9 protein-coding genes and 1 pseudogene are annotated in these 7156 nt (G+C 37.4%); 5 read left to right on the forward strand and 5 right to left on the reverse strand.

Annotation, left to right across the window (positions count from 1 at the left end; all coding sequences use genetic code 11):
- Positions 1 to 93: 93 nt before the first annotated feature.
- Complete coding sequence (locus CF596_RS11750; RefSeq protein WP_004973568.1) at positions 94 to 1335, reverse strand: acyl-CoA dehydrogenase family protein; 1242 nt, start codon at positions 1333 to 1335, stop codon at positions 94 to 96.
- Positions 1336 to 1428: 93 nt separating this feature from the next.
- Between CF596_RS11750 and CF596_RS11755 the strand changes: the two genes are divergently transcribed.
- A complete protein-coding gene (locus tag CF596_RS11755) occupies positions 1429 to 2346 on the forward strand; it encodes a LysR family transcriptional regulator (protein WP_096902565.1) in 918 nt (305 codons plus the stop codon).
- A gap of 103 nt (positions 2347 to 2449) precedes the next feature.
- Here the strand turns inward: CF596_RS11755 and CF596_RS11760 are convergent, their stop codons facing one another.
- Positions 2450 to 2941 carry a hypothetical protein gene (locus CF596_RS11760; protein ID WP_004973565.1) on the reverse strand — a complete coding sequence of 164 codons (492 nt, stop codon included), beginning with the start codon at positions 2939 to 2941 and terminating at the stop codon, positions 2450 to 2452.
- Positions 2942 to 3296: 355 nt separating this feature from the next.
- Here CF596_RS11760 and CF596_RS11770 point away from each other — a divergent pair, with 355 nt between their 5' ends.
- Positions 3297 to 3515: an excalibur calcium-binding domain-containing protein gene (locus tag CF596_RS11770; protein ID WP_096902567.1), complete on the forward strand. Its 219-nt coding sequence runs from the start codon at positions 3297 to 3299 to the stop codon at positions 3513 to 3515.
- A 68-nt stretch (positions 3516 to 3583) separates the two neighbouring features.
- Positions 3584 to 4249 carry a hypothetical protein gene (locus CF596_RS11775; protein ID WP_096902568.1) on the forward strand — a complete coding sequence of 222 codons (666 nt, stop codon included), beginning with the start codon at positions 3584 to 3586 and terminating at the stop codon, positions 4247 to 4249.
- 9 nt (positions 4250 to 4258) lie between these two features.
- Here the strand turns inward: CF596_RS11775 and CF596_RS11780 are convergent, their stop codons facing one another.
- The gene (locus tag CF596_RS11780) at positions 4259 to 4834 is read right to left on the reverse strand and encodes a glycoside hydrolase family 19 protein (RefSeq protein ID WP_171324997.1); all 576 of its coding nucleotides are present in this window, start codon (positions 4832 to 4834) and stop codon (positions 4259 to 4261) included.
- Positions 4835 to 4839: 5 nt separating this feature from the next.
- Entirely contained in the window at positions 4840 to 5220 is a 381-nt protein-coding gene (locus tag CF596_RS11785; RefSeq protein WP_096902570.1) for a hypothetical protein, read from the reverse strand.
- A gap of 141 nt (positions 5221 to 5361) precedes the next feature.
- Here CF596_RS11785 and CF596_RS11790 point away from each other — a divergent pair, with 141 nt between their 5' ends.
- A complete protein-coding gene (locus CF596_RS11790) occupies positions 5362 to 6375 on the forward strand; it encodes a zinc ribbon domain-containing protein (protein ID WP_096902571.1) in 1014 nt (337 codons plus the stop codon).
- 53 nt (positions 6376 to 6428) lie between these two features.
- Here the strand turns inward: CF596_RS11790 and CF596_RS11795 are convergent, their stop codons facing one another.
- The gene (locus CF596_RS11795) at positions 6429 to 6635 is read right to left on the reverse strand and encodes a hypothetical protein (protein ID WP_242439158.1); all 207 of its coding nucleotides are present in this window, start codon (positions 6633 to 6635) and stop codon (positions 6429 to 6431) included.
- A 42-nt stretch (positions 6636 to 6677) separates the two neighbouring features.
- Between CF596_RS11795 and CF596_RS11800 the strand changes: the two are divergent.
- Positions 6678 to 6887: pseudogene (locus tag CF596_RS11800) on the forward strand (phage antirepressor KilAC domain-containing protein); the annotation flags it as partial.
- Positions 6888 to 7156: the final 269 nt, after the last annotated feature.

Consider the following 7156-nt stretch of genomic DNA (forward strand, 5'->3'; position numbering starts at 1 on the left):
TAGATTTTCCATGTTCTCTTGAGATGTATCGGCAATATCAGAAATATTGCCGAATACACTACCAAGCGACACAATAAAAAATTCGCAACTGACTTATTTTTTGCGGCTGCTACGATAACCACGTTTAGCCAACTCAAGTTTGGCAATCATGCCTTTGTGTACTTCGTCTGGTCCATCGGCAAGACGTAAACTACGCGCTTGGGCAAAGAAACCTGTCAACGGTGTATCTCTAGATACGCCTGCACCACCATGAATCTGCATCGCCATATCAACTACTTTTTCCAAGACACTTGGTGCAACCACTTTAATGGCAGAAATTTCGGTAAGTGCTGCCATATTGCCTAAAGTATCCATTTTATAGGCTGCATAGAGAGTTAATAAACGTGCTTGGTCAATCGCCACACGTGCTTCCGCTACACGCTCCAAATTGCCACCGAGTTTCAGAATTTCCTTGCCAAATGCGGTACGACTCATGCCACGGTCAATCATCAACTCCAAAGATTTTTCGGCTGCACCAATACAACGCATACAATGGTGAATACGCCCCGGACCTAAACGACCTTGTGCAATTTCAAAACCTTGTCCTGCACCGCCAATAAAGTTGGCAACAGGCACACGCACGTTATCAAAACTGACTTCGCCATGACCGTGTGGCGCGTCGTAATCACCAAATACAGGTAACATGCGTTGAATTTTAACGCCCGCAGTATCCACAGGGACTAAAACCATAGAGTGTTGATGATGACGGTCTTTGGTTTCATCGGGTGTATGCGCCATAAAAATAATAATTTTGGCATTTGGATCGCCCAAACCTGAAGACCACCATTTACGACCATTCAAGACAATTTCATCGCCGTCTACGACTGCTGTTGCCTGCATATTGGTCGCATCACTTGAAGCCACTGCAGGTTCAGTCATACAAAACACAGAACGAATTTTACCTTCAAGCAGCGGTGTCAGCCATTCTGCCTTTTGTGCTTCAGAACCATAGCGCCATAAAACTTCCATGTTGCCGCTGTCGGGTGCATTACAGTTAAATACGGTTGGCGCAATCAAACTGCGTCCACTCAACTCTGCAATGTGTGCATATTCTTGTACCGACAAACCTTGTCCTAATTCTGGACAAGGTAAAAACATATTCCATAAACCTGCAGCTTTGGCTTTGGCTTTTAATTGTTCTAATTGTGCTGGCCATTGCCATTTAGTCCAGTCACCACCCTGATTTAATTCGTGAACTTCTGCCCAGAATTCAGCTTCAATCGGCTCAATTTCTTTGGCAATAAAGGCTTTGGTACGTTCTATATAGTCTTTGGCGCGTGCAGATAGCTCAAACATGGTTCAAATCCCTTAAAATATTGTATTCATTGCTTTACAACACCTTAACTTGAAAAGTAATATGAACAAAATGATTTAATTCAATAAAACACTATGAATCATGTTCATAACAATGCAAAAGTTGATCTTACCGTTTTTCATCGTTTAGACATCAATTTATACCCGATGTTTGTTGCAATTTATGAGCAGCGCAGTATTTCCAAAGCTGCACAAATTTTGTGTATTAGCCAATCTGCCGCCAGTCATGCTTTGCAGCGTTTAAGACAACATTTACAAGATGATTTACTGGTGCGAAGTGGCAATAAAATGCTGCCTACGCCTTTTGCCGAGCAAATTTATCCGACTATTAAAAATGCCTTGTTGGCGATTCAAAGTATTGCAATACAGAAACAGCAATTTGAGCCGAATATGTTGCAATCGCTCAAAATTGCTATCCATGATGAAATTGAACCGATTATTTTTCCTAAATTGGTGGCGCATTTTCAAAAGTTGAACTTGAATATTCAATTTCTGAGCCACAAATTAGACCGCAAAACGGTTTTGGCAGATTTAGCAACACAACAAATTGATTTTGTAATTGATTTAGAACAAAAATTTGGCGATAAAATTCAGTTTCAATCCTTAGTTCAAGACCAATTTGTGGTCTGTAGTTCACAACAAGAAATGAATACTGCACTTTATTTATCTTCTGCACATATTGGGGTTTCATCACGGCGTACTGGTATGTTGCTAGAAGATATTTATTTGCATCAAAAGCAATTATCACGGCAGGTTTTTTTACGTTGTCAGCATTATTCTACGGCGTTACAGATTTTACAGCAGCATCCTCAAGCGATACTGACTATTCCAAAAATGATTTTAAAGCATTTAAATATGAGCCAAAAATTGAATATTTTTGATGTGCCTGTAGACTTGCCCTTAATTAATATGGGGATGTATTGGCATAAAGATTTACAGGAAAATTCAAGACATTATTTTTTAAGAGAGGAAATTTCTAAAATTTTTGCTTAGGCTATTTGGGGTTGATCTGGATTCGCAAGTGGTTGCTAATCGTCTTGTATGATTCTATAAAAAATAAAAGCCGCCGAGGCAGCTTTTTAATATGGGTTTGTTCTTAAAACTTCGCTTCCAAAACTTTTGTAGATACTTTGCCTTTCCATAAATCACGCAAAATTGGCAAATAGAACTTTTCACCTACTTCTACCAATTCTGCATCAATTAAGGCATGTGTTTCATGCATAAATAAATAATCTAGCTCTACAGTTTGTAATTGTTGTTGGGCTTTGGCGAAGTCTTTACGTTTTTGTTGGGCTTGTTTCACCAATTGATCTGCAAATGTCTTGCCTTTGAACTGACTGAGCGCATTTAAACGTAATTCAATTACGCCCCACCCACTGAGCAACAACTTAAATAATTCTAAATCTGCAGTGGTCGATTCCCACGTCATTTCTTCCAGATTTTCATTTTCAGGCAATACAGGTAGTAAAAGCTCCATTACACTTGGAAAAATCTTTTTAAAATTCAAGATAAATTTAACAGGCTGCTCACCCGGGTAATCTTTAAATTGCACGTGTTGCTGAACATCTGTTAAATAAATTGAGAGCATTGAAAATTTCCGAGCGTAAACTATTGAATTAAATAAACTTATTTTTTGCCTTGCAAAATAAATGCAAAACTATGTTTGAAAGCGTTGAATATACTAGCAATTATGACATTTTAATCAATGCCAAGTCTGTTTTTAAAAACTGGATGTATTTAAAAAATGCAAATAAAAAAAGCCGACTTTTATGCGTCGACTTTCATTGCATGAGTTTGCCCTTGATTGCAGTTCAACAGTCTACAAACTTTAAAAAAATATTTTTCCTTATTTTTTGTAGACCGCAGCATAAGACACAGATATTCTTAATTTTATGGTTAAATGTAATAAAAAGTACGCTTTGCGAAATTAAGAACACTGCCTAATGAAATTTATACTACTTATCGCCTGTTCACTTATTTCCATCCAATCCTACGCAAAAAAATGCGCAGATTTCAGCACACAGAAAGAAGCTCAGGCTTGGTATGAGCAGCGCAAAAAGTCAGGGCAAACAGGTTGGAAGAGTTTGGATCGTGATAAAGATGGTTCTGCCTGTGATTGCTTGCCAGGTGGAAATGGGAAAAAATGCCCAAAGAAAAGATAATATAAACCTAAGAAAACGCTTGATTCATCTACAATTTAATATGGTGAGTCAGTTAAGGAAATAGAGTTATGGGAAAAATTAACCCTTTAGCGTTCAGTGTAATTGGCGGGTTATCTATATTTACAATTACCTATATTTTATTTTGGGTTTTTTATTTTCACATTGGCACACCTGAAGCCATGAGTGTAGCTTTGAATACGCTTGGAAGCTATTTCAGTGGGGTTGCTACATTGTGGGCTGCTATTGCTGGTACTTTTCTGTTTAATTACTGGCGTGCACAACACAATAAGACTATAGAAAAAGAAATGGCTTTAGCTGCTATACATAAATTTGATGCTGCCGATCTCCATTTGGGCCAATTCAGAGATGCCTTCTATAATTTTAATTATAAATGTCAATTCCTGAGTGAAATGTCTGACAAGGAATTTTTAAATCTGGATAACGAACTGAATAATATACTAGCATCAATTGGGGGGGTTGCTTTGGACTTTGCATCGCTTTTAGAGTCAGTGAGAAAATACTGCCTTATTGCAGAAAAGCCATATTATGATGATATTGAAAGCGACGTTCAGCAGATTAATATGTTAATTTTCAACACAAAAAATCACAGAGCACATTTTCCAGATTCAATGGGTGCTATCAAGGATGTTACCTATAAACTAAGAAATCATGTAGACGATATTGAAACCAAGTGTATAGATAAAATACTAAGCGAATTAAAAGCCCTCAAGTGAGGGCTTTTATCATACCCAGCTTTGCAGCTTTGCTAAGTGTGATTTACGGTCTTCAAAGCCATTATAGCCACCGTTAATACGGCGGGTAATGGCTCTCAAATCGTTTTGATCAGCTAATGCGTTCAATCGATTGTCAGCCCAAAACTTGCAAGCAACCATCAACCCAATGCTTGGGATTGCCACAATTTCAGGATTGTTTTCAAAGTCGATGCCGAGCTGCTGGCCATACTTGCGATAGTTGGTACGGCCTGTTAATTGAATTGGTCCACGTCCTTTAAATCGCTTGCCATCCCCAACTTGTGTATTACCTAAATCAGCACGTCCTTCATAAGCAGAACCTGAAGCTATTTCTTCCATGTATCGGAAGTTTCCAGATTCATGTGCTAACTGTGCAAAGAAGTGCGTGAAGCGAAGTGAGTTATCTAAAATGCCAAAGTTGCGTAGATGAACATTAGCAGCAAGACCGAGCTCTTCAGCACGACTTTGTGAAGCCCCCAGTTTTCTAAATACTGCAGTTAATGTGCCACGACCAATGATGCCATCATCTGCAACACCGACTATTTTCTGCAGCTTTTTGATTTGCATCTTATTCATTTTCCACCACCCTTGCCTGCACTAATAATCGCAATAAATGCAGACTTAACTTCTGCAATTACTTCAGACAAAGGTTTACCGTGTAATAAAGCAAATGATTGATAAATAATACCGATTGCAAGCAACCCAAATACTGCAAAAATAAGCATAACAAAACCCTGATACATCGTAGATTTTGCTAATAACTCGAAGTGCTCAATAAAGGCTGAGCCTCCGTATAAACTTACTGTAACACTTGCTAAAAACTTACCTATAACGCTCAAAGACACTTGGATTTTTCCGTCTTTGTCTATGTCACCACTCAACACTAACGCTAATAATGCCCCCACAACTGCTGGAACAACTTTGATGATCCATGGAATTGTGTTTTCTTGCATAACTTGCCCCGAAATAAAACCCTACTTTATTTCGTAGAGTTTTATTTAAAGGTGGTTATTTAGCGAACCTTACAGGGGGTTGATACTGCTCTAAAATTAATCTATCGTAATTTCATATAATTATTAATTTTTGGTGGGGATATGTTTTGCAGTCAATGCGGGCAAGCAAATAGTAATGACGCGAAATTTTGTAGTAATTGTGGGAATAAATTAGAAAATCAAAATACTCAATTTTCACAACAAGTTCAGAAAGAATCATTATCACCAAGACAGCAACAAATGGAATTGTGGAATCCTAATGCTGCTGCGAACTGGAGTTTATTGTTCAGCCCAGCTTTTGGGGCATATCTCCACATGAAAAATTGGGAAGCTTTGGGTGATAATGATAAAGCTAAATCCTCTAAAACTTGGTTTATTTCATCAATAATTTTATCTATTTTAGGACTTGGTTTTTTTGTCTTGGTGGCATGGTACTTTTCAATCGGTAAGAAACAAGCAAAATATGTTAAAGAGAAATTTGGTGATCGTTATACAAGAAAATCATGGGGTGCTCCATTATTAATTGGCTTTAGTGTTTTTATTGTTTGTATTTTCTTAACTCTACTTATTCCTGAAAACAACCCTCAACAGCAAAAAGCTAACCAAGTAAATGAAATAGATTGGAAAAATGGAATAATTACCCCTCCATCTTCTTCATTAACTTGTGGAGAAAACTCAGGCTCATCACCCAAAGGGCTGGAGTTTTATGGACCTATAAGCTACAAACTATCTGACAACAATCCAGTAAAAACCCAAGTAACATGGGGAGTTAAATACGCAGATTCAAATTTGCAAAATGATTCATATTCAGGTTCATTGCGTATTCGTTTGTATGCTGTGTCTGAATCTTATTCAGGATCTAGTTTGAATGGCTACGTTATAGGAGAGTATTTTCCTAACTTCAATGGCGATGGCTCAGCTTCTACGAATCAACTTAAAGTTAATTATAATGTAGAGAATATTGTTTCTAAAGATGAAAAAAATCTAAAAATACCATCAGGAAAGTACTGTACAGTAATCACGCTTGAGGAGTTTGATGAACAATCCTGCTCAAGTACTGACCGTTTTTGTATCCAATCGTGGATGCAATTTAAAGATCCTGCAACTTTTTTTTAAACAAATACTTATATATAAATTACAACGAAAAAGCCGACTTAATGTCGGCTTTTTTAATTCAATTGATTAATTAATTCTAACATTTTGCTTTTCGATGGATCGTCATCAGGTAGCTTTTCAGCTAGTTTAAGTACAAGAAGATTAGAGATTTCTAATTGTTTTTTAATCATATCATTTTTTTCTTCAACAGCCTGCATGTATTCAGAAACTAATGCTGAAGGAATATTGTTTTCGAAGCTCTTTTCTAAACGAGCAACCATTTCAGCACTTTGAGAACGATTATTCTGCTCTGCTGATTCTTCTTACTTCAAAAAAAATGGTGTTATCGAGATGCTGAAAAGAAATTACAACCACATGCACAGTATGTGTTGAATGGTGTTTTTACCAATAAAGCATCACCAGTAATCAAAAATCAAAATGATGGTCAAGAGCGTGTATTTTTACACATGCGAGTGACAGCATTTGGCTTGACTAGGATTACAGGTTTAGTAAATAAGGAAAAACTCAAATAAAATCCAATAAAGAAGCCACCGCAAGGTGGCTTTTCCCTTTAACGATTAAACGCAAACCCACCTTGCTCCTCAGCACCTTTCTGCCGTTTAGTAAGGTATACACCTCCATCACCAGTTTCTTTTGCTTTACGCTCAGTAGCTTTATAGCTTTGCATAAGGTTCATGCGACTAATTCGCATCTTTGGATTTTTCTCGGTAAGCGTCCGCTGAACACACCTTCTGAATTCATCCTATAAGCCTTAATTTAGTCCCCACTTAGAAACAAGTGG

Source organism: Acinetobacter sp. YT-02, from assembly GCF_002412355.1.
In the GTDB taxonomy this organism is placed as follows: domain Bacteria; phylum Pseudomonadota; class Gammaproteobacteria; order Pseudomonadales; family Moraxellaceae; genus Acinetobacter; species Acinetobacter towneri.